This window comes from Pseudomonas sp. TE12508 (assembly GCF_056279485.1).
This window is the reverse complement of sequence record NZ_JBWCCN010000001.1, coordinates 402,878-423,704: the sequence shown is the minus strand read 5'-3', so window position 1 is coordinate 423,704 and position 20,827 is coordinate 402,878. Positions and strand designations below refer to the sequence as shown.

18 protein-coding genes and 1 riboswitch are annotated in these 20,827 nt (G+C 60.6%); of the genes, 6 read left to right on the top strand and 12 right to left on the bottom strand.

All coding sequences use genetic code 11. From position 1 onward, the window contains the following. Positions 1–28: 28 nt before the first annotated feature. The 4 genes from ACZ9IM_RS01795 to ACZ9IM_RS01780 all read right to left on the bottom strand — a co-directional run bounded on the left by ACZ9IM_RS01795 (position 29) and on the right by ACZ9IM_RS01780 (position 2,810). Positions 29–637: a YqiA/YcfP family alpha/beta fold hydrolase gene (locus ACZ9IM_RS01795; protein ID WP_030130469.1), complete on the bottom strand. Its 609-nt coding sequence runs from the start codon at positions 635–637 to the stop codon at positions 29–31. A gap of 185 nt (positions 638–822) precedes the next feature. Continuing rightward, positions 823–1,638, bottom strand: coding sequence for a 3',5'-cyclic-AMP phosphodiesterase (cpdA, locus tag ACZ9IM_RS01790; RefSeq protein ID WP_427625101.1), 816 nt, complete (start codon positions 1,636–1,638; stop codon positions 823–825). A 111-nt stretch (positions 1,639–1,749) separates the two neighbouring features. Then, on the bottom strand, positions 1,750–2,202 hold the full coding sequence (locus tag ACZ9IM_RS01785; protein ID WP_123500106.1) for a DUF1249 domain-containing protein: 453 nt from the start codon (positions 2,200–2,202) through the stop codon (positions 1,750–1,752). Then, positions 2,193–2,810 carry an NUDIX domain-containing protein gene (locus tag ACZ9IM_RS01780; protein WP_476223245.1) on the bottom strand — a complete coding sequence of 206 codons (618 nt, stop codon included), beginning with the start codon at positions 2,808–2,810 and terminating at the stop codon, positions 2,193–2,195. Before ACZ9IM_RS01780 ends, ACZ9IM_RS01785 begins: the two co-directional genes overlap by 10 nt. A gap of 229 nt (positions 2,811–3,039) precedes the next feature. On the opposite strand from ACZ9IM_RS01780, the gene ACZ9IM_RS01775 reads away from it, so the two are divergent. Further along, positions 3,040–3,786, top strand: a complete 747-nt coding sequence (locus tag ACZ9IM_RS01775) for an RsiV family protein (RefSeq protein WP_427625097.1) — start codon at positions 3,040–3,042, stop codon at positions 3,784–3,786. On the opposite strand, the gene cytX is transcribed toward ACZ9IM_RS01775, so the two are convergent. Together cytX and thiC are read right to left on the bottom strand one after the other, a co-directional pair. Then, positions 3,755–5,047, bottom strand: a complete 1,293-nt coding sequence (gene cytX / locus ACZ9IM_RS01770; RefSeq protein WP_476223244.1) for a putative hydroxymethylpyrimidine transporter CytX — start codon at positions 5,045–5,047, stop codon at positions 3,755–3,757. The genes ACZ9IM_RS01775 and cytX overlap by 32 nt on opposite strands. 141 nt (positions 5,048–5,188) lie before the next feature. Further along, on the bottom strand, positions 5,189–7,078 hold the full coding sequence (thiC, locus tag ACZ9IM_RS01765; protein ID WP_192346009.1) for a phosphomethylpyrimidine synthase ThiC: 1,890 nt from the start codon (positions 7,076–7,078) through the stop codon (positions 5,189–5,191). 165 nt (positions 7,079–7,243) lie between these two features. Next, positions 7,244–7,349, bottom strand: a riboswitch (TPP riboswitch). Between the two features lie 192 nt (positions 7,350–7,541). Here thiC and ACZ9IM_RS01760 point away from each other — a divergent pair. Continuing rightward, on the top strand, positions 7,542–8,981 hold the full coding sequence (locus ACZ9IM_RS01760; RefSeq protein ID WP_427625095.1) for a TolC family outer membrane protein: 1,440 nt from the start codon (positions 7,542–7,544) through the stop codon (positions 8,979–8,981). Positions 8,982–9,181: 200 nt separating this feature from the next. Here the strand turns inward: ACZ9IM_RS01760 and waaA are convergent, their stop codons facing one another. Both waaA and ACZ9IM_RS01750 read right to left on the bottom strand, forming a co-directional pair. Then, the gene (waaA, locus tag ACZ9IM_RS01755; RefSeq protein ID WP_427625093.1) at positions 9,182–10,462 is read right to left on the bottom strand and encodes a lipid IV(A) 3-deoxy-D-manno-octulosonic acid transferase; all 1,281 of its coding nucleotides are present in this window, start codon (positions 10,460–10,462) and stop codon (positions 9,182–9,184) included. 22 nt (positions 10,463–10,484) lie between these two features. Further along, complete coding sequence (locus ACZ9IM_RS01750) at positions 10,485–11,375, bottom strand: LysR family transcriptional regulator (protein WP_427625091.1); 891 nt, start codon at positions 11,373–11,375, stop codon at positions 10,485–10,487. Positions 11,376–11,478: 103 nt separating this feature from the next. Between ACZ9IM_RS01750 and ACZ9IM_RS01745 the strand changes: the two genes are divergently transcribed. The 4 genes from ACZ9IM_RS01745 to ACZ9IM_RS01730 all read left to right on the top strand — a co-directional run bounded on the left by ACZ9IM_RS01745 (position 11,479) and on the right by ACZ9IM_RS01730 (position 15,068). Beyond that, on the top strand, positions 11,479–11,811 hold the full coding sequence (locus ACZ9IM_RS01745) for a DMT family transporter (RefSeq protein WP_008004867.1): 333 nt from the start codon (positions 11,479–11,481) through the stop codon (positions 11,809–11,811). Between the two features lie 199 nt (positions 11,812–12,010). Then, complete coding sequence (locus ACZ9IM_RS01740; RefSeq protein ID WP_476223243.1) at positions 12,011–13,186, top strand: NAD(P)/FAD-dependent oxidoreductase; 1,176 nt, start codon at positions 12,011–12,013, stop codon at positions 13,184–13,186. Further along, a complete protein-coding gene (locus ACZ9IM_RS01735; protein ID WP_218397157.1) occupies positions 13,183–13,998 on the top strand; it encodes an aldo/keto reductase in 816 nt (271 codons plus the stop codon). Before ACZ9IM_RS01740 ends, ACZ9IM_RS01735 begins: the two co-directional genes overlap by 4 nt. A 101-nt stretch (positions 13,999–14,099) precedes the next feature. Further along, positions 14,100–15,068: a hypothetical protein gene (locus ACZ9IM_RS01730; RefSeq protein ID WP_063341765.1), complete on the top strand. Its 969-nt coding sequence runs from the start codon at positions 14,100–14,102 to the stop codon at positions 15,066–15,068. Positions 15,069–15,194: 126 nt separating this feature from the next. On the opposite strand, the gene hldE is transcribed toward ACZ9IM_RS01730, so the two are convergent. The 4 genes from hldE to msbA form a co-directional block, all read right to left on the bottom strand. Next, positions 15,195–16,616, bottom strand: coding sequence for a bifunctional D-glycero-beta-D-manno-heptose-7-phosphate kinase/D-glycero-beta-D-manno-heptose 1-phosphate adenylyltransferase HldE (gene hldE / locus ACZ9IM_RS01725; protein WP_007902573.1), 1,422 nt, complete (start codon positions 16,614–16,616; stop codon positions 15,195–15,197). Between the two features lie 76 nt (positions 16,617–16,692). Continuing rightward, entirely contained in the window at positions 16,693–18,114 is a 1,422-nt protein-coding gene (locus ACZ9IM_RS01720) for a PIG-L deacetylase family protein (protein ID WP_427625086.1), read from the bottom strand. Positions 18,115–18,130: 16 nt separating this feature from the next. Continuing rightward, positions 18,131–19,027, bottom strand: coding sequence for a GNAT family N-acetyltransferase (locus tag ACZ9IM_RS01715; RefSeq protein ID WP_427625158.1), 897 nt, complete (start codon positions 19,025–19,027; stop codon positions 18,131–18,133). After that, positions 19,027–20,817 carry a lipid A export permease/ATP-binding protein MsbA gene (gene msbA / locus ACZ9IM_RS01710; RefSeq protein ID WP_427625084.1) on the bottom strand — a complete coding sequence of 597 codons (1,791 nt, stop codon included), beginning with the start codon at positions 20,815–20,817 and terminating at the stop codon, positions 19,027–19,029. The genes ACZ9IM_RS01715 and msbA overlap by 1 nt, the downstream gene beginning before the upstream one ends. Positions 20,818–20,827: the final 10 nt, after the last annotated feature.

Sequence of the window (20,827 nt, the reverse complement as noted above, 5' to 3'; positions counted from 1 at the left end):
AAGTGTTCTGTGAAAAAGAGGCGACAAATCACAGTGCAGTGAAATCAATCGCCTGATACAAATCTGCGCCGATGCCGGCGAAACTCAGCATTGCCGGCAATTGCTCGGCAAAACCCTGGAAACTATGGTCGCCGCCCGCCTGGATGCGCAAGGCACAGGCCCGGTAATACTGCTGGGCGAGGCGATAATCCAGCGTTTCGTCGCCGGTCTGCAACCATACTTGAAACCGCTGCGGATCCTTGGGCGCCGGCACTTCCAGCTCGGCCAGGGCCGTCACGTGGTCGTGGGTCAATTCCCAAGTCTCATCGGTATACAGATTTTTCTGCGTTCCCAGGAACCCGTCGAACATCCGGTGCGGGCTGACGGCAGGGTTGATCAACAGGGCTTTCAAGCCATGGCGCTCGGCCAAGTGAGTCGCATAGTAGCCGCCGAGTGAGCTGCCGACCAGCAGTGGCCGCCCCAGCTCGGCAATCGCCTGCTCCAGCTGACCGATGGCCTCGCGGGGATGATGATGCAAGGCCGGCACACGCAACTGATCGCTCAAGCCCAGCCGTTCCATTACATTAATCAACTGACAGGCCTTTTTCGACGCCGGCGCGCTGTTGAAACCGTGGATATAAAGGATCGAACCAGACATCTGAGCTCCCTGTGCGTCGGGTAAAGAGGCGCAGTTTACAGGGTGTCGGGAAAATCGGGGATATGCGTGGAAATCAGGTTGTCTTGGCGGACGCCATCGCGAGCAGGCTCGCTCCCACAGGGGTATGCATTCCAATGTGGGAGCGAGCCTGCTCGCGATGGCCGCGCCGCGGTCTTACCGAGTGTTCAGTAACCGTTGGAGCCGTAATCAACCTGAAAATCGAAACCGGTGACGCGCTCAACGCCTGTTTCGAGCTGGCCATCCGGCAACAACCGCAACCATCGATACCCCGGCGCCTGCTCGCTCACCTTGAAATCATCACTGCCCGGCTCGAACTGAATGCAGGTCGAGGGCGATGCGATCAGGCGCACACCGTTGCGCACCTGGTCAATTTCCTGATGCACATGACCCCACAACACCGCACGCACCTGTGGAAAGCGATCCAGCACCGCGAATAACGCTTCTGGATTGCGCAAGCCAATGGGCTCCATCCATGCACACCCGATCGATACCGGATGATGATGGAAACACACCAGATGATGCCGCTGCGGTGCCTCACTCAACGAGCGAGCGAGTAACTGCAATTGCTCATCCTGCAAATACCCCGGCACTGACCCTGGCACCGCCGAATCGAGCAACGTGACCCGCCAGTTGCCGATATCCACCACCGGCTCCAGCAGCGCACTTTGCACCGCTGCTTCGGCCATGATCTGCGGCTCGTCATGATTACCGGGAATCCAGCGTGCCGGTGCATCGATCTGTCGGGTCAGGTCACGAAACAGCTGATACGACTCCAGCGTCCCGTCCTGGGAAAGATCACCACTGGCAATGATCAAATCGATCTGCGGCTGCTGCTTCAATACCAGCTCAATGACCTGTTGCAGGCTGTCGCGGGTATTCATGCCCAGCAACGTCCCGTCCGCCTCGGCAAACAGATGGCTGTCGGAGAGTTGCACCAGCAACGCCGGATCGGCGGTGGTCAATGTGGATACGCTCGGCAAGGCGTTCTCCCAGGGCGTGATCACGGGATGGATAAGTGCCGCAATTATGCTGGGGGACGATCAAAAGAGGAAACCTGTGAACCGGACGCAGTTCACAACTACACAGGGCTCTTAGCGCACAACGGCGTACTCGTGACCGCAAGCCAGGCAATGACTCAGCCATTCCCCCAGAAACAGATTGAGCTGAGCCTTTTCGTCCGGCTGATGCATCGCGGCGTTCGGGTAAGGATAGATGCCCCGGAAGCGTCGTGCATGTTCGGCGCTGACCACTTCGGCCATGCACGCGTCGTGATACACCTGAACTTCCAGTTGAGGCACCGGCAGCCATGGCAGGCTGTGTTCCTGGCGTATTTGCAGGGTCGTGGTGTACGGACAGACCTGCAGCACTTCGAGGGCCAGCACGCCCAGCATCTGGTCGCCATGGGTGACGGCGATGCGCCGCGCCTCCGGTTCGCTACGCATATCCGGTAGCAGTCGCATCAGGCGCGCGTAGTTGGCCTCGCAGGAGGCTTGCAGCCCCACGAGGTCGATCCGGTAGCGATCGCGCAGCTTGTTTACGACCATAACCCCCTCACTTCAACGCGGTTCAAAGCCAGCCATTGCAAGGCAATGATGCTTGGTGCGTTGGCAATACGTCCGTCGCGTACGGCTTGCAGGGCATCTTCAAACGCCCAGACCGTGACGCGAATATCTTCTGCCTCTTCCTCCAGCCCATGCAGGCCGCCAACCCCGGTTGTCTCGCAACGCCCCAGGTACAAATGCACAAATTCGTTACTGCCGCCCGGCGATGGAAAATATTTGGTCATCGGCCAGAGCGCCCCGAATACAAGCCCAGCTTCCTCCTGCGCTTCGCGGTGAGCAACTTCTTCCGGCACTTCATCCTTGTCGATCAGACCGGCGACCAGTTCGATCAGCCACGGGTTATCGATCTTGCCCATGGCGCCGACGCGAAACTGTTCGATCAACACCACTTCATCGCGCTGCGGATCGTAAGGCAGCACGCACACCGCATCATGGCGAACAAACAGTTCACGATTGATCTCGCGACTCATGCCACCGGCGAACAATTCGTGACGCAAGTGCACGCGGTCGAGCTTGTAGAAACCCTCGTAGCACTTTTCGCGCCGAACGATCTCAACGGCGGTCGGAATGGCGTTGGCAAAATCAGTCATGACAATCCTCGTTTACTACAAATCCGTTACGAGGCTCCTTTTTGTTACTTGCAACCTCGACTTCGCGCCATCCTAACGCGCCCGCGATGTTTGATGCAGCCCCTTTCCAGTCAGCGGGATAGACGGTGAGGGCGAAACCAACTCTAATTAGCTTAGTGGCGAACTGACTGCTTCGTTGAGAGTCGAAGCGGGTAACTTTTCGCCTTTCCCTGTTTTATGAAGGACGCCCATGTCGCTTTTTAAAATCGCCTCCGTGGCCGCCATCGCCCTGACCCTGGGCGCCTGCCAGAGTTTGTTCCAGCCCAACTATCGGGCGCCGCTGGAAACTACCCGCGACGCATCGGAACAGTTGAAACCAGGCTGTGCCAACCCTGAATGCCCGTTGGTGAATATCGATACGCTGCGTTTCCCCGATGAGCCTGCACTTGACGGCATCATCGAAAAACGCCTGCTGCAAATGACCCGCACCTCGCCTGACGCCCCGGTAGCGCCGACGCTGGCGGCGTATCGCGAGCAGTTTTTGAGCAACGCAGGCCCGCGCTACAGCAGCTACCTGCAAGCCAAGGTACGTGAGCAGCATGACGGCTTGGTGATCGTTGAATTGTCCAGCTACCTGGACACCGGCGGTGCCCATGGCACGCCGGGCCGCGGTTTCATCAACTATTCACGCCAGCAGCATAAAGTGCTGACACTGTCGGATATGTTGATTCCGGGGCAGGAAGAAGCGTTCTGGAAAGCCGCCCAAGTGGCGCACAACAGCTGGCTGATCAGCACCAAGCTCGATCAGGAACCGGAGTTCGTGAAGAGCTGGCCCTTCGTGAAAACCCAGAATGTGGCGCTGACTTACGGCGGGGTGATCCTCAAATACGAAGTGAGCACCGTTGCGCCTTACGCATTGGGCCACGTAGAACTGAAGATCCCCTACCCGCGCCTGAACGGTATTCTCAAGCCTGAACTGTTTCCCGGCCGTAGCTGAAGGCTCGACCGAGCAGCAGTTGCAGCAGCCCTGCCAGCACCAGCGACGGCAGGGTTGCGCCGATGTCCGGATAGAGATTGGCCAGCAAATGATAGGTGCTCACCCCGCCCAACCAGGCGAGCAATGCCGGCCAGCGCAATGCGGCTGACGCTACGTGAGCGCTGCGCCTGCGCAGGATGAAGTGATCCACCAGCACCACGCCGAACAGCGGCGCAAACACCGAGCCGATCAATAGCAGAAAGTTCTGGTACTGGGCCAATGGCGCCAGGCAGGCGATCAGCGTGCAGATGACGCCGATGGCCAAGGCCAGATGCTCGACTTTCAAGCGCAACAGAATCCCGCTGGATACCGCCGCCGAGTGAATATCGGCAAAGGCATTTTCCGACTCATCCAGCAAAATCAGCAGCAATGGAATCCCCAGGCCTGCACCGGCCAATGCCAGCAACAAGGCATTCACTTCGCCGCTCGGCGCGAACGCCAGGGTGTAGGCCACGCCCAGGCTCATCAGCCAGAAGTTACCGATAAAGAAGCCCAGCGCCGTACCGCCGAAGACGTTTTTCGCACGCTTGCCGAACCGCGAATAATCGGCAATCAGCGGCAGCCAGGACAGCGGCATGGCGATCGCAATGTCAAAGCCCACGGCGAACGGCATCGAACCATCACCGGCCTGCGCCCACAACGCCGCAAGGTCGGCTTTGGCGAACAGGTTCCAGGTCAGCCAGATACACGCGGCCAGCAGCAGCCAGATACCCCACTTGCGCAGGATCTTGCGCACGAAGGTCAGTGGCCCGCTGACGGCCAGCAAAGTCGCCAAACCACCGAAGAAAACTGTCCAAAGCAGCGGACTCGACAGCAGGCTGCCTTCACTGAATGCGCGGGCGCCGAGCAGGCTGGCAGCGTCGCGCATCACGATGATTTCGAACGCCCCCCAACCGATCAGTTGCAGCAGGTTCAACACCGCCGGAAGGCTCGCGCCATGACGGCCCAAGCTGAGTTTGAGCGCGGCCATCGACGACAGGCCGGTGTCGCTGCCGATCACGCCGACGGCGGCCAGCAACAGAACGCCGACCAGCGTGCCGAGAAGAATCGCCAGCAACGAGCCTGACAGGCCCAGACCCGGTGCGAGCAAAGCACCGGTCTGCAACACCATCAGGCCAATGCCGAGGGAGAACCACAGGGAAAACAGATCGCGGCCGCCGAAGACACGTTTGTCGATCGGCACCGCGCAATCCGGGGAGTAAGTGCTGGGTTGGATGCTCAAGGGGTGTTATCTCAGAGGGACATTTGTTGTGATCGTTCCCACGCTCTGCGTGGGAATGCCTCTAGGGACGCTCCGCGTCCAGTGACGCGGAGCGTCACGGGCTGCATTCCCACGCAGAGCGTGGGAACGATCGGTAAGGGATCAAACCTTCTTGTACAACTGACTACCTTCCTGCTTGAACCGCTCGGCCTGTTCGGCCAAGCCCTGGGCGATTTCCGCATCGACGGTTTCGATCCGCTGGTTGGCCGCGTATTCACGGACTTCCTGGGTGATCTTCATCGAACAGAATTTCGGCCCGCACATGGAGCAGAAGTGCGCGACCTTGGCCGAATCCTTCGGCAGGGTTTCGTCGTGGTACGAACGCGCAGTGTCCGGATCAAGGCCCAGGTTGAACTGGTCTTCCCAACGGAATTCGAAACGCGCCTTGCTCAAGGCGTTGTCGCGAATTTGCGCCCCCGGATGCCCCTTCGCAAGGTCGGCAGCGTGGGCCGCGATCTTGTAGGTGATGATCCCGGTCTTCACGTCATCCTTGTTCGGCAGGCCCAAGTGCTCCTTCGGCGTCACGTAGCAAAGCATCGCGCAACCGAACCAGCCGATCATCGCCGCACCGATACCCGAAGTGATGTGGTCGTAGCCCGGCGCGATATCGGTGGTCAGCGGGCCGAGGGTGTAGAACGGCGCCTCGTCGCAGCACTCGAGCTGCTTGTCCATGTTCTCTTTGATCAACTGCATCGGCACGTGACCCGGGCCTTCGATCATGGTTTGTACGTCATGCTTCCAGGCGATTTTGGTCAGCTCGCCGAGGGTTTCCAGCTCACCGAATTGTGCCGCGTCGTTGGCGTCGGCAATCGAGCCCGGACGCAGGCCATCGCCCAGGGAGAAGCTGACGTCGTAGGCCTTCATGATTTCGCAAATCTCTTCGAAATGCGTGTAAGCAAAGTTCTCTTTATGGTGCGCCAGGCACCACTTGGCCATGATCGAACCGCCACGGGAAACAATACCGGTCACGCGTTTGGCGGTCAGCGGCACGTAGCGCAGCAATACACCGGCGTGGATGGTGAAGTAGTCGACGCCCTGTTCGGCCTGCTCGATCAGCGTGTCGCGGAACAGCTCCCAGGTCAGGTCTTCAGCGGCGCCGCCGACTTTCTCCAGGGCCTGGTAGATCGGCACGGTACCGATCGGTACCGGCGAGTTACGGATGATCCACTCGCGGGTTTCGTGAATGTGCTTACCGGTGGACAAGTCCATGATGTTGTCCGCGCCCCAGCGAATGCCCCAGGTCAGTTTCGCCACTTCTTCTTCGATGGACGAACCCAGTGCGCTGTTGCCGATGTTGCCGTTGATCTTCACCAGGAAGTTACGGCCGATGATCATCGGTTCCAGTTCGGTGTGGTTGATGTTGGCGGGAATGATCGCGCGACCGCGAGCGATCTCTTCACGGACAAATTCGGGGGTGATGATTTTCGGCACGCTGGCGCCGAAGCTGTGACCGGCGTGTTGCTGGTCCAGCAAACCTGCGGCGCGGGCCACTTCCAGCTTCATGTTTTCGCGGATGGCAACGTATTCCATCTCGGGCGTGATGATACCTTTGCGGGCGTAGTGCATCTGGGTGACGTTGCCACCGGCCTTGGCGCGGCGCGGGTTGTTCACGTGAGCGAAGCGCAGCTTGGTCAGTTCCGGATCTGCGAGGCGTTCCTTGCCGAAGTTCGAGCTCAAACCCGGCAGACGCTCGGTGTCGCCACGGGCTTCGATCCACGGCGAACGCACGTCAGCGAGGCCTTTGCGCACATCAATGATGACGTTGGGGTCGGTGTACGGGCCCGAGGTGTCATACACCACCACCGGCGCGTTGATTTCGCCACCGAAGTCGGTCGGGGTCACGTCCAGGCTGATTTCGCGCATCGGCACGAGGATGTCGGGGCGCGAGCCCTGGACATAGATTTTTTGCGAGCGGGTAAACGGCTGAACCGATTGCTGATCGACCTTGGCCGAGTCACTCAGATTGGTTTCGATTTTTGATTTTGTAGTCATCACGGGCTCTCCAGACACACATCCAGGCAGTGGATTTTTGTCGGAGCGAACCTGTAAACGAATGGACGCACGGGCGCTGGGAAAACCAGCTGTGCTGTGCTCGGTGCTCGAGGGGTGTTCGATTGTCGAACAACATCCCGGACGAAGCACAAGAGGACTCGCCGGGTGACGAGAAATCTTGTTCCCTACGCAGGCGCTAACCTGATCAGGTTCAACGGGATCCGAAATTATTCGATCTCAGCCTCATAGCAAGGCACCCCGACAAGAACCCGGCCAGTCTAGACACAACCGGCAAAGAACGCCAACTCCGCAGCAAACACCATGATGAATGGCGCAATTACCGGATTGTTGCCGTGCCTGCGTGCAACTACACTCGCTACGCCGTGCTGCGCCTTGACGCTGCAGGGCGCCGCGCCGTAGCCTTGGCGCTCAAATTATCAGCGTAATTTTTAGGGATGGCCTCATGCTGCGCAAACTCTCACTGGCCCTTGCCGTGTCTTGTGCGTCCAATGGAATGGCCTGGGCAGCAGAAGCGCCCTTATCGACCAAGACTGACCTGGTCAGCGTCTACCAGGAAGCGGTGGACAACAACGCCGACCTCGCCGCCGCCCGCGCCCAATACGGTGCTCAGAAGGAAGTCGTGCCCCAGGCCCGCGCCGGGCTGTTGCCCAATCTGTCCGCCGGTGCCGACCTGAACAACACCCGCACCTCGCTCGACCAGCCATCGCTGACCTCGACCCGCAGTGGCACGGTGTATCAGGCGACTCTCGCGCAACCGATTTTCCGCGCTGATCGCTGGTTCCAGTTGCAGGCCGCCAAGGACGTCAACGAACAGGCGGCGTTGCAACTCTCGGCCACCGAACAGAACCTGATTCTGCAAAGTGCCGAAAGCTACTTCAACGTGCTGCGCAGCCAGGACACCCTGGCCTCGACCAAGGCCGAAGAAGCGGCGTTCAAGCGTCAACTCGACCAGTCCAACGAGCGCTTCGACGTCGGTCTGTCGGACAAGACCGACGTGCTGCAATCCCAAGCCAGCTACGACACGGCGCGGGCCAACCGGATTCTTGCTCAGCGTCAGGTGGATGACGCGTTCGAAGCGCTGATCACTCTGACCAACCGCCAGTACAACTCGATTCAGGGCATCGTCCATACCTTGCCGATTCTGCCGCCGGCACCGAACGATGCCAAAGCCTGGGTCGACACCGCCGCCAAGCAGAACCTGAATCTGCTGGCCAGCAACTACGCGGTGAGCGCCGCCGAGGAAACCCTCAAGCAGCGCAAGGCCGGGCATGCGCCCACCCTGGATGCGGTCGCGCAATACCAGAAAGGTGACAACGACGCCCTCGGTTTTACCAACCCGAACCCGAACGGCGTGCGTTACGGCGGCGATGTCGAGCAGCGTACGGTTGGCCTGCAACTGAGCATCCCGCTCTACAGCGGCGGGCTGACCAGCTCGCAGGTGCGTGAGTCCTACTCGCGGCTGACTCAGTCCGAGCAGCAACGCGAAGCGCTGCGTCGTCAGGTCGTGGAAAACACCCGCAACCTGCACCGGGCGGTGAACACCGACGTCGAGCAGGTACAGGCCCGCCGGCAGTCGATCATCTCCAACCAGAGCGCGGTGGAAGCGACCGAAATCGGTTATCAGGTGGGAACGCGCAACATCGTTGACGTGCTCGATGCCCAGCGTCAGCTGTACACCTCGGTGCGTAATTACAACAACACCCGCTACGACTACATCCTCGACAACCTGCGCTTGAAGCAGGCCGCCGGCACCTTGAACCCGGGGGATTTGCAGGACCTGACGCGTTACCTCAAACCCGACTACAACCCGGACAAGGACTTCCTGCCACCGGATCTGGCCAAGGCTGCGGCGGAGCAATTACGGGCTAATCCCGCCCAATAAAAGCAAACCGGTGGTGAAGGGGCTGCCTGTGGCGAGGGGGCTTGCCCCCGCTAGGGCGCGAAGCGGCCCTGAAAGTACCAAAACCACCTAGGTGTGTCAGGCAAACCAGGTTTGCCGGTTTTACGACTGCTTCGCAGCCGAACGGGGGCAAGCCCCCTCGCCACAGCAAGCTCCCTCGCCACAAAGGAGTAGTGACAAACTCAGGACTTGTCGATCAACCTGCCCAACCCATCCAGCAACCGCTGCAACGCGCCCTGATTGGTGCGCATCACTTTCAGCCCCGCCTCTGCCATCCGCTGCGCATCGCTCGGCAATTCGAACAGCCGCTGCACGGCCAGCGCCAGACCTTCGGCATCATCAACCTCGGCCAATGCCCCGGCGCTACGCAACTGCGTGGCGATCTCGAGGAAGTTGAACAGGTGTGGCCCGCTGAGCACCGGTTTGGCCAGGGCCGCCGGTTCCAGCAGGTTATGACCGCCGTTGGGCACCAGGCTGCCACCGACGAACGCGCTGTCGGCCAACGCATAGAGAAACAGCAACTCGCCCATGGTGTCGCCCAAGAGCACCAAAGTGCCTGCGGTAACCGGCTCGCCCGTCGAACGCCGCACCGTGGCGAATCCCTGCTGCCGGCACAACTCGAACACCGGGTTGAAACGCTCCGGATGACGCGGCACCAGAATCAGCAAGGCATCAGGATGATTGGCCAACAGCCGACGATGGGCGGCCAGCACCACCTCGTCTTCGCCTTCATGGGTACTCGCGGCGATCCATACCGGGCGATCCTGCGCCTGCCACTGCGCACGCAACTCGCCGGCACGCTGCAGCAGTCGTGGGTCGATGGTCAGGTCGAACTTGATCGAACCGGTCACTTCGACGGTTTCCGGGCGCGCGCCCAAATCCCGGAAGCGCTGCGCCTCGGCTTCGGTCTGCACCGCAAACAGGCTCATCTCGGCAAGCATCGGCCCGGTCAGTTTATGGAAGCGGCCATAGCCTTTGGCCGAACGCTCGGACAGTCGCGCATTGGCCAGCGCCACGGGAATCCCGCGCTTGGCGCATTGGTGGATATGGTTGGGCCAGAGCTCGGTTTCCATGATCACCGCCAGTTTCGGGCGGGCTCGATCAAGGAATCGCGCCGCGGCGCAGGGCAAGTCGTAAGGCAGATAGCAGTGTTGAATGCGCGGCTCGTTGGCGAACAGCGCCTGGATCCGTTCGGACCCGGTCGGGGTCATGCAGGTGACGGTGATCGGCAGCGTCGGGTAGCGTTGCAGCAAGGCGCGGATCATCGGCGCCGCGGCGATGCTTTCGCCCACCGACACCGCGTGCACCCAGAGGCCGTCCGGCTTCATCGCCGGTAGCGCGAGGGAGAACCGTTCGCCAATGCGCTTGGCGTACGCCGGAGCCTTGCGCGCCCGTAGCCAAAGCCGAATCGCTACCAATGGCAGCCCCAGGTAAAACAGCACGGTGTAGAGAGTTCTATTCATGGCGGCGGAGTTTATCGGTTTTTTAGCCGATCGCCTGCAAGTGCACGGCAAAACGTTCAGCCAGCCAACGGGCCGCCGGACCGAGGGGCTCATCGCGACGCCAGACCAGTTCGACAATCAACGCTGGCGGCGTCCATTCGCTGGCCAGTTCGACCATCTGATTCTGATACGCCGGGTACTGCACCACATGTCGCGGCAACCAGGCCCAACCAAGACCGCGCATGACCCACTCAGCCATCACATAGAAACTGTCGGCGCGCCAGACCTGCGGGCTGGCGGGCTCGCTTCCGGGATAGACGCTGGACTGCGTGGACATCAGCAACTGTCGATGCTGCGCCATTTGCTGGCAATCGACCTGCGCCTGCTTCGCCATGGGATGCCCCACACCGCACACCGTAACCATTTCGACGCTACCCAGCACCCTCCGCTCGAGGGCTTCGGGTATTTGCTCATGATAAAACAGCAAGCCCAGGTCGGCCCGGCGCTCCACCAATTTGCGCGCAACATCACCCTGGGCGGCGCTGGTCAGCTGAACTTCGAGGCTGGGAAACTTTTCTGCCAGAGCCTCGAAGCTTTCAACCACCGCTTGATAAGGCATTGCTTCGTCCTGAGCCACACGCAGACTCGCTTCCTGGCCGCGCATCATCGCCAGCGCCCGGCCATTGAGGCGCTCGCATTGGCGCAGTACTTCCCGCGCCTCCTCAAGCAGCGCGGTGCCGGCCTCGGTGAGTCTCGGCTGACGACCACTGCTGCGATCGAACAGGCTGACGCCCAGGTCCTCTTCCAGCAGCGCAATCGAACTGCTGACCGCCGACTGCGCCTTGCGCTGATCCCGCGCCACCGCGGAGAACGAACGCTGTTCGGCAACACTGACAAACAAGCGCAGCTGTTCCAGATTCCATTGCATGTTCATGGCTCAACCCATCTTCAGAACAGATAGGTAATGACTTTACCGCATCTGACGAATCTCTAGAATGCCGACCTCAGAGAGCAACACTTCATACGAGGATTGACCCATGACCGCTTACTACTACCTGGCTATCGCCATCTGCGCCGAAGTGATCGCCACCGTTTCGATGAAAGCGGTCAAGGGTTTCAGCACGCCACTGCCGCTGCTGCTGGTCATCGTTGGTTACGGCATTGCTTTCTGGATGCTGACCCTGGTGGTGCGTAGCGTTCCGGTGGGCGTGGCTTACGCGGTGTGGGCCGGCATGGGCATCGTGATGGTCAGCGTCGCGGCGCTGTTTATCTATGGGCAGAAGCTGGATGTGCCGGCGATGCTGGGGATGGCGCTCATCGTATTGGGTGTCGTAGTCATCCAGCTCTTCTCCAAAACCGCCGGGCATTAAAACCCGAAGTGCGATCCATTGTGGGAGCGGGCTTGCTCGCGAAGAGGGGCTGTCAGTCGACATCTTTGTTGCCTGACACACCGTTTTCGCGAGCAAGCCCGCTCCCACAGGTTTTGCATCCTCCCTATTGATCACCAACAAATCCCCTGTGCATCGAGTCTGTATACTGCGCCCTCGTCTTGAACACTGAGGTCGCTGCATGCCATCCGTTATTTCCACCGACGTTCTGATTGTCGGCGCTGGTGTCGCCGGCCTCTGGCTGAATGCGCGTCTGCGCCGTCAGGGTTTTTCAACCGTGCTGGTGGAAAGCGCCAGCCTCGGTGGCGGGCAGAGCCTGAAGTCCCAGGGCATCATCCACGGCGGCGCCAAATACGCGTTGCACGGTGCCCTGACCGGCGCCTCGGAAGCCATCGCCGACATGCCGCGTCGCTGGCGTGAAGCGCTGGCCGGCGACGGTGAGCTAGACCTGTCTGGCGTGCGTCTGCTGTCCGACGCCCATTACCTCTGGTCCCCCGGCACCCTCGCCGGCAACCTCACCAGTTTCTTTGCCAGCAAAGCCGTGCGCGGGCGGGTCGATCAGGTCAAGGGCGAACAATTGCCGCCAGCCCTGCAAGACAAGCGTTTCAAGGGCAAGGTCTATCGCCTGGCGGAATTGGTGGTTGACGTGCCAAGCCTGATCCAGCGCCTGGCCGATTTGGCCGGTGACGGTCTACTGGCCGGCCAGCACATCGAACCGCTGCTGGAAAACGGCGAACTGGTCGGCTTGAAAGTCGACGAACGCGAGATTCGCGCCCAGCGCATCGTTCTCAGCGCCGGTGCCGGCACCGCCGACCTGCTCACGGCGCTGGGCCTGAGCCAACCGGCCATGCAGCGCCGTCCCCTGCACATGATCATCGTCAAAGGCCCTGGCCTCAAACCGCTGTACGCCCATTGCCTGGGCGGCGGGCCGAAGCCGCGCATTACCGTGACCACCCACCCGGCCGTCGATGGTCAATGGGTCTGGTATCTGGGAGGCGATATCGCCGAAGCCGAAGGCGTGGCCCGCGATCCTGCGGCGCAAATCGCCACGGCGAAAAAAGAACTCGGCAACCTGCTGCCGTGGATCGACTTGAGCACCGCGCAGTGGGCGACCTTGCGGGTAGAGCGCGCCGAGCCGCTGCAATCAGGCCTGACCCGCCCGGACAATGCCTTCCTCGCCGAGCAAGATCGCCTGCTGGTGGGTTGGCCGACCAAACTGGCCCTGGCGCCGGACTTCGCTGACCGCGTCCTCGCCGCACTGCAACGCGACGGCATCCAGCCGAGCCATCCGGCGCCGCTGCCGGAACTGCCAAAACCGCCGATGGGCGTCCCTGCCTGGGAGCAACTGCTGCCATGAGCCAACCCACCCTGCACGATCTGCATCGCCCTTTGGGCAGCACCGGCCTGCTGGTTTCGCCCCTGGGCCTGGGCACGGTGAAACTTGGCCGCGATCAAGGAGTGAAGTATCCCAACGGTTTCCAGATCCCCGGCGATGACGAAGCGCGCATGCTGCTCAAACTCGCGCGCGACCTGGGCATCAACCTGATCGACACCGCGCCGGCCTATGGCCGCAGCGAAGAGCGTCTTGGCCCGTTGCTGCGGGGTCAACGTCAGGACTGGGTGATCGTCAGCAAGGTTGGCGAAGAATTTGCCGACGGCCAGTCGCACCACGACTTCAGCGCCGCCCATACGCGCCTCTCGGTGGAACGCAGCCTGCAACGCCTGGAAACGGATGTTATCGATCTGGTGCTGGTGCACTCCGACGGCAACGACCTGGCAATCCTCAATGGCAGCGAGGTCTATGCGACCCTCGCCGAGCTCAAGCGCGAAGGCAAGATTCGCGGTTTCGGTTTTTCCGGTAAAACCGTCGAAGGCGGCTTGAAGGCTCTGGAACAAGGTGATTGCGCGATGGTCACCTACAATCTGAACGAACAGAACGAGAAGCCCGTCATTGACTATGCTGCTGCTCACGGCAAAGCGATCCTGGTCAAAAAAGCCCTGGCCAGCGGCCACGTTTGCTTGAGCCCGGGCGTGGACCCGGTGCGCGCCAGCTTCGAGTTGTTGTTTGAACACCCGGGTGTGGCCAGTGCTATTGTCGGGACCATCAATCCGTTGCACCTCGCCCACAACGTCGCGACCGTTGCCCAGGTCCTTCATAGGGTCTGTTGACGTTTGGTGACGACCGCGACGCCGGCCCTTCGGGTTGCGCGCCAAACGTCAACAGACCCTAGCCATTGATGCCGCCCACGCGGCCTTAAGCAGGAGCCGACATGCCGCGTACGCTGATAAGAAAGAACCCGAGCAACTTCAAGACCCTGCCGTTATTCGTCGAAGCGACACCCGAAGGCCTGAGTTACCAGAGCGTCGGGATGCCGCTGAACTTCTCCCAGACCCTGCAACGTCGCCGCCCGGTGACCGTACCCGACAACGAGCGGTTTGCCCTGGAGCTGGCGAATCTTGGGGTTTCGGTGCGCCTGACCCTGCATTGGCAGAATCGCGACTACTGGGTATTGGTGCGTCAGCGTCGGCAGGATCGAGGCGATGTGGTGCTCAAGCTGATCTCGGGTTATGTGCCGGCCCATGAACTGAACCTGCCGCTGCACACGGCAACCCAGGAAATTGCCGAAGAGTGCCTGCTGGAAACTCCGGAAGGCTGGCTCAGCGGGCGTTTCAACGACACTTGGCTGCCCGCGCCCTACTCGTCCGCCCTGCATTACCGCGAAGCCCTGCCGTTTCGCCTGACACCGCTGTCCGGCTCGGCGCGGCCGGTGCGCTGCGCCAACATGCCGCTGATCGAGCGTCCTCGGGCCTACGTGCATTTGCCGACCGCGTCGCTGCAATTGATCTACGACTTGCGCCTGGATGTACCCAAGGAAGCCAAATCCCTAAGCCTGTTTCATGTCGACGAACGACTGGAAGGCGATCAACTGGTGGCCCGGCTCGATCGCAAACGTCCCGATTTGTATCTGATGCCACTGCAGGACGGCCAGCCGATGGCCGAGCTGTACACCCTGAAAAAGGATCAGCTGTACCCGGCGAGTACCCGCGGGCTATATCTGGCGGAGAGTTTTGCCCGACAGGAAGGATGGCTGGTGAAGGATGAGCGGATTCGCTGGAAAGACTGGGTGCGGCAACAGGGTTTGAGCCCGCCGGGGAAGGATTCGGGTTTAGCCCGCTTGCATGGAAAAGCAAAGCAACTGCTGAAAAGAATCGTGCCGCGCAAGGCCGCACGCCCCTGATCGTTCCCACGCTCTGCGTGGGAATGCAGCCCGAGACGCTCCGCGTCTCAAAGCGGACGCAGAGCGTCGATAGAGGCATTCCCACGCAGAGCGTGGGAACGATCAAGTGGGAAGGATCATGTTCGGTCAGTGATTGCGGATCTTCTCGACAATCGCCGTGGTCGAGCTGTTTTCTACCAGCCCCAGCACTTTCACAGTCCCGCCGTAAGCAGTGACGATGTCTGCGCCAACCACTTGCTCGATCCCGTAATCGCCGCCCTTGACCAACACATCCGGCTTGACCTCGCGCAACAGGTTTTCTGGCGTGCCCTCAGGGAAGCTGATGACCCAATCCACGGCGCCCAGACCGGCCAATACGGCCATGCGACGGTCGACGCTATTGATCGGCCGACCCGGCCCTTTCAAGCGGCTCACCGACGCATCGTCGTTGACCGCCACGATCAGACGATCGCCTTGGGCACGCGCCTGTTCGAGGTAGGTCACGTGGCCAGCATGCAGGATGTCGAAGCAGCCATTGGTGAACACAATCTTCTCGTTGTGTGCACGTGCGTCGTCGACTGCCAGCAACAGCTGCTCCAGCCCCAACACACCACGCTCGGAACCTTCTTCACGCTGGATCGCACGACGCAATTCCGGGGCACTGATGGCCGCGGTACCGAGCTTGCCGACCACGATGCCTGCCGCCAGATTGGCCAAGGCCACCGCGTGGGGCAGTTCTTCGCCAGCGGCGATCGCTGCCGCCAGGGTAGAAATCACCGTGTCACCGGCACCGGTGACGTCGAACACTTCACGGGCACGGGCCGGCAGGTGCAGTGCCGGATGATCCGGGCGTAGCAAGGTCATGCCGTGCTCGCCACGGGTCACCAGCAAGGCGCCGAGGTCGAGGTCGTGCATCAGCTGCGCGCCCTTGCTCACCAGCTCGTGCTCATCGGCGCAACCACCGACAATGGTTTCGAATTCGCTGAGGTTCGGGGTGATCAGGCTCGCGCCGCGGTAGATCGAGAAATCCTTGCCCTTGGGATCGGCCAGCACCGGAATCCCACGAGCACGGGCAGCCTGGATCAGCACCTGATGGTTTTTCAGCGCGCCTTTGCCGTAGTCGGACAGCACCAGCACCTTGATGCCTTCGAGCAATTCGTCAACTTGTTCGCCCAGCGCCAGGGCGTCGGTTGCGAAAGGTTCTTCGAAGTCGATACGCAGCAATTGCTGGTGGCGGCTCATCACCCGCAGCTTGACGATGGTCGGCTGGTGCGCGATGCGCTGGAACAACGCCCGCACGCCGGCGCCTTTGAGGCTGTTGACCAGGCTGTCGGCAGCCTCGTCGTCGCCGGTCACGCCGACCAGCGAGGCCGGCGCACCGAGCGCGGCAATGTTCAGGGCAACGTTGGCGGCACCGCCCGGGCGGTCCTCGATTTGCTCGACCTTGACTACCGGTACCGGCGCCTCAGGGGAAATCCGTGAGGTACCACCATGCCAGTAACGGTCGAGCATGACATCGCCGACCACCAGGACAGGGGCCTGATCGAATCGTGGCATGGATAACTTCATGGAAACTCCAGGGGCAATAAAAGCGTCGCGGATAATAACATAGCGAAAGAATGCGGCCGCACCCGAGCACACAGGCTCAACGGCGGTCATTCTGTGAAGGGGCATCCAGCGGACGCACCCAGAAAAGTTCATGTCGGCGCACCGCTTTGCGGAAGAACTCGTCTTCACCTGTGCGGGGCCAGCAACGCCCGGCCAACAACCGCTGAATCACCCGGCGCAGACGTCTTTTGAGCGGTGGACGGCCCTGCAAGTCGTGCTGCATGCCTAAGGCCATGGCTTTGTCCATGCGGGTTGGCGCGTCCAGCAACGGACTCCATAGCCCATCAGCCGGCAACGGCTCGATGGTCGGCGGCAGGGCAATGCCATAACCCGCCGGGCCCATCGGCCAGCGGTCGTTGTCGTGCAGGTGATTGGCATAGAGCAGCAAAGTGCGCGGGCGCCAGGTACTGAGTTCAATCGCGTCCATCAAGGCGCGCGTGCTGGCGACATGATCGCTGTGGGGATCCAGTTCGGGATGGGGGGTCAGCACCGCGTCGGGACGGTGATGCTCAAGCAGATGCGCCAGATCAGCTACCAGGTTGCGCCAATGGGGCTGACCATCGACGTCACCCGGCAGGCGCAGGGCATTGTGCCGACGTACGTCACGTATATCGCTCTCCCCCGACTCCCGGGAACCAAAGCTTTGCTCCGGCTGCTGCGCCATCGCATTCAGTTGTAAGCAGTAATAGCCCAATTGCACACACTGTTGTTGCGCCACCCCGCCCCACAGCGGCACTGCCAGGCTATCCCAACTGCGCAGGCGCCCCTTCAGACGGGCGGCCTGAGCGGTGTCGAGGCCCATATCGCGATAGTTTTCGGCCTCAATCTCGCCTTGGGTCAGTGTGACGATAGCCACCTCGGACGCCCGGCTATAAAGACCAAAAGCCGCCAGTTCAGCATCATCGGCATGGGGGGCGATGATTAGCAGACGCTGCTGAGCAAAATCCGGATTATTCAGGGCGTGCAAAGTTGCCTGTGGCGCCAGGCTGCAAAAGCGTCCACGTAAGGTCAGGGTCCCGGCAGCCAACGCCGAACCTTGCCCGGACAGATTGAGAAAACGCTCTCCCGCGACACCGCGCTCCAGATCCTGACGGTCGTCACCGATCCATACCTGGGGGTCAAGAAAGCGACCCAGCCAATGGCTCTTGACCCGCACCTGCAAAACCAGGGTTTGCGCCACGCCGAAGTTCCCCGTCACCTGCAAGGCACCATTGACCAGGGTGGTGGGGAACTGCGGCGTATCCGCCGGGAAGTCATAGCGATAATCGTCGCCCGGGGCATAGAACAGATGGTCGGCGAACCAGGCTTCATGGGCGATCCAGCCCAACAGCAGGAACAGCGGCAATGGCCACCATGCGACAAAAATGCCAAATAGTATTGCGGCCAATAACACACCGATCAGCACCACACGTTTGCGTTGGCGATGGCGTTTAAGCAATTGTTGCTTGCGTGCGCTCATGACTGCCTGTCCTCGCTCAAACCTGATAGACCGGAACCCGGTGACACCAGCGATCCTTGTATTCGCGATCGGCGCGGCCGAACGAGTAACGCAGCGGCTTGCCCACGGCGCGGGCCTGCTCCCATGCGGCTTGGGTGTTGACGAAACTGAGTACACTGCCAGGGCTGAACTCGCGGTTTTGCGGGTCGACACCGCCGTTAATGTATTCCAGGCTGACCCACTTGGGCGCCTCGACCCGGTACAGAATCTGGATCGCCACCGGTTCGTCGTTCAGGTAGATCAAGGACCCGGTCATAAACTCACGCAACAGGCTGAACACTTCAGAAAGACGCGCCTTGCCCGGTGCTTCAAAGTTCCAGCGGCGCTGGAACAGGTCAGCATAGATGGTGGCCTGTTCGCTGGCGCTCAGCTCCAGCATCGGTCGGATGATGCCACCCGCCTCTTCAAGCAAACGCTGGTCACGACGCTGGTTGTAGCGAAACTTCTTACTGTAGTCCTCTGGTTCACGAGCCAGCGCCAGGCCTTCAGGTTGCTCAGCGAGACCGGTGATGTTTGGAGAATTGAGTTCGGACACATAACGCGCGCGATGCCGCACACGAACCTGGACGTCTTCGGAAACCGGCAGGATGATCTCGGCGTTGCCAAGATCGAGCAGGCCACGTTTGCCTTCACGCTTGAGCACTTCCTTGGACAAGGCCACATGACGGCCCCAGGTCGGCATCGCGGCGCACAACTCACCGTCGACGAACCAGCCCAGATAACGCACCGGGATGCCTACCAGCCCTGCCAGACGCTCAACCACTTCGGGATGAGTCGCCACGCTGCCGCCGAACTGTTGCCAGGCCTGGCTATAAGCCGTTGCATCGATGGGCGCCCAACCGCTTTCTCTCCAGGCTCGCCAGTAACTCAAAATCAAACGTGGGACTCCGTCATCGCCTCGTCGGTGCTTTCGACGAAGTCCTTCTCGTGCAGGCGTGCGTAGTGACCGTTCAACGCCAACAACTCGGCGTGGGTGCCGCGTTCGACGATGCGGCCCTGATCCATCAACAGGATCAGGTCAGCCTTCTCGATGGTCGACAAGCGGTGAGCGATCACCAGCGTGGTACGGCCCTTCATTACTTGTTCCAGAGCCGCCTGAATGTGGCGCTCGGATTCGGTGTCGAGGGCCGAGGTAGCCTCATCGAGAATCAGCAATGGCGCATTCTTGAGCAGTGCCCGGGCAATCGCCAGACGCTGGCGCTGACCGCCGGAAAGCAGCACACCGTTTTCGCCCACAAGGGTGTCGTAGCCTTGAGGCATTTGCTCGATGAACTCGGCGGCGTAGGCATCTTCGGCTGCCTTGCGCACATCTTCGAACGGTGCGCCGGCGAGGTCGCCGTAGGCAATGTTGTTGGTGACGCTGTCGTTGAACAGGGTGACCTGCTGGGTCACCAGGGCAATGTGACGACGCAGGTTGGTCAGCTTGTATTCCTCGACATCCATACCGTCGAGCAGGATCTGGCCCTTGTCGTGGTGATAGAAACGCGGAATCAGGTTGGCCAAGGTCGATTTGCCGCTACCCGAACGCCCCACAAGAGCGACCATCTGGCCCTCTTCAGCGGTAAAGGAAATATCGTTGAGCACGATTTTCTCGGTGCCAGGGTACTGGAAGCTCAGGTTACGCACTTCCAGGCGACCACTGACGCGCGCCATCTCCTTGGTGCCCGTATCGATTTCCGGAGCTTCGTCGAGCTGCTCGAAAATGCTCTCCGCACCGGCCAGCCCTTTCTGGATCGTGGCGCTGACTTCCGACAACTGACGAATCGGCTTGGGCAACAAACCGGCAGCGGTGATGTAAGCAACCAGTTCGCCAGCAGAGGCATCGCCGCGAAGGTAAAGCACCAGATACATCAACACGGCCATGCCGATGTAAATCACCAGTTGCAGCATTGGGGTGTAGATCGATTGGGTGCGGGTCATGCCCAGGCTGCGGTTCATATTGTCAGCGCTGGCCTTGTGGAAACGCTCGATTTCGTAAGTCTCACCGCCAAAGCTGCGAACCACGCGGTAGCCCTGGATCGTCTCCGAAGCCACATGGGTCACATCGCCCATCGCCACCTGGATTTTCTTGCTTTGCTTGCGAAATTTTTTGCTGGCGCTACTCACCAGAATCGCGATGACCGGCAGGATCGCCAGCAACACCAGGGTCATTTTCCAGTTGCTGTACAGCAGGTAACCGAACAGGAACACCACCGTCAGGCCTTCACGGATCACCACTTTGATCGCATCGGTGGCGGCACCGGTAACCATTGTCACGTTATAGGTAATACGGGAAATCAGGTGCCCGGAGTTGTTGTTGTCGAAGTAGCGGTTAGGCAGGGTCAACAGGTTGTCGAACAAGGCGCAACGCAGGTCGTGGACCACGCCACGGGCAACCTTGGCCAGGTAATAGTTACCCAGAAATGAGCCGATACCCTGGTAGACGGCAATCAGCACAATCAACAACGGTACGCCGAGTACCAGCGAGACACCCAGAAACTTGGTGTCATTGGGTTTTTGCAAGGCGTCGAGAAAATGTTTGAGCATATCCGCCAGCATCGGCTGGCTAGATGCGAATAGCACGAAGCCGACAATACTGAGGGCGAAAGCGCCCCAGTACGGGAGCACGTATTTCAGCAACCGCAGGTAAATCTTCATGCTTGATTGCTGGTCGGAATTGGCCATTCGGCACGCC

Bases quoted from the DNA above. Each gene is read 5' to 3' on its own strand.
- ACZ9IM_RS01775 (WP_427625097.1), top strand. From the start codon at position 3,040: ATGTCGCTTTTTAAAATCGCCTCCGTGGCCGCCATCGCCCTGACCCTG.
- ACZ9IM_RS01720 (WP_427625086.1), bottom strand. From the start codon at position 18,114: ATGAGCGCACGCAAGCAACAATTGCTTAAACGCCATCGCCAACGCAAA.
- thiC (WP_192346009.1), bottom strand. From the start codon at position 7,078: ATGACTACAAAATCAAAAATCGAAACCAATCTGAGTGACTCGGCCAAG.
- ACZ9IM_RS01730 (WP_063341765.1), top strand. From the start codon at position 14,100: ATGCCGCGTACGCTGATAAGAAAGAACCCGAGCAACTTCAAGACCCTG.
- ACZ9IM_RS01745 (WP_008004867.1), top strand. From the start codon at position 11,479: ATGACCGCTTACTACTACCTGGCTATCGCCATCTGCGCCGAAGTGATC.
- ACZ9IM_RS01780 (WP_476223245.1), bottom strand. From the start codon at position 2,810: ATGACTGATTTTGCCAACGCCATTCCGACCGCCGTTGAGATCGTTCGG.
- waaA (WP_427625093.1), bottom strand. From the start codon at position 10,462: ATGAATAGAACTCTCTACACCGTGCTGTTTTACCTGGGGCTGCCATTG.
- hldE (WP_007902573.1), bottom strand. From the start codon at position 16,616: ATGAAGTTATCCATGCCACGATTCGATCAGGCCCCTGTCCTGGTGGTC.
- ACZ9IM_RS01750 (WP_427625091.1), bottom strand. From the start codon at position 11,375: ATGAACATGCAATGGAATCTGGAACAGCTGCGCTTGTTTGTCAGTGTT.
- msbA (WP_427625084.1), bottom strand. From the start codon at position 20,817: ATGGCCAATTCCGACCAGCAATCAAGCATGAAGATTTACCTGCGGTTG.
- ACZ9IM_RS01785 (WP_123500106.1), bottom strand. From the start codon at position 2,202: ATGGTCGTAAACAAGCTGCGCGATCGCTACCGGATCGACCTCGTGGGG.
- ACZ9IM_RS01760 (WP_427625095.1), top strand. From the start codon at position 7,542: ATGCTGCGCAAACTCTCACTGGCCCTTGCCGTGTCTTGTGCGTCCAAT.
- ACZ9IM_RS01740 (WP_476223243.1), top strand. From the start codon at position 12,011: ATGCCATCCGTTATTTCCACCGACGTTCTGATTGTCGGCGCTGGTGTC.
- ACZ9IM_RS01795 (WP_030130469.1), bottom strand. From the start codon at position 637: ATGTCTGGTTCGATCCTTTATATCCACGGTTTCAACAGCGCGCCGGCG.
- ACZ9IM_RS01735 (WP_218397157.1), top strand. From the start codon at position 13,183: ATGAGCCAACCCACCCTGCACGATCTGCATCGCCCTTTGGGCAGCACC.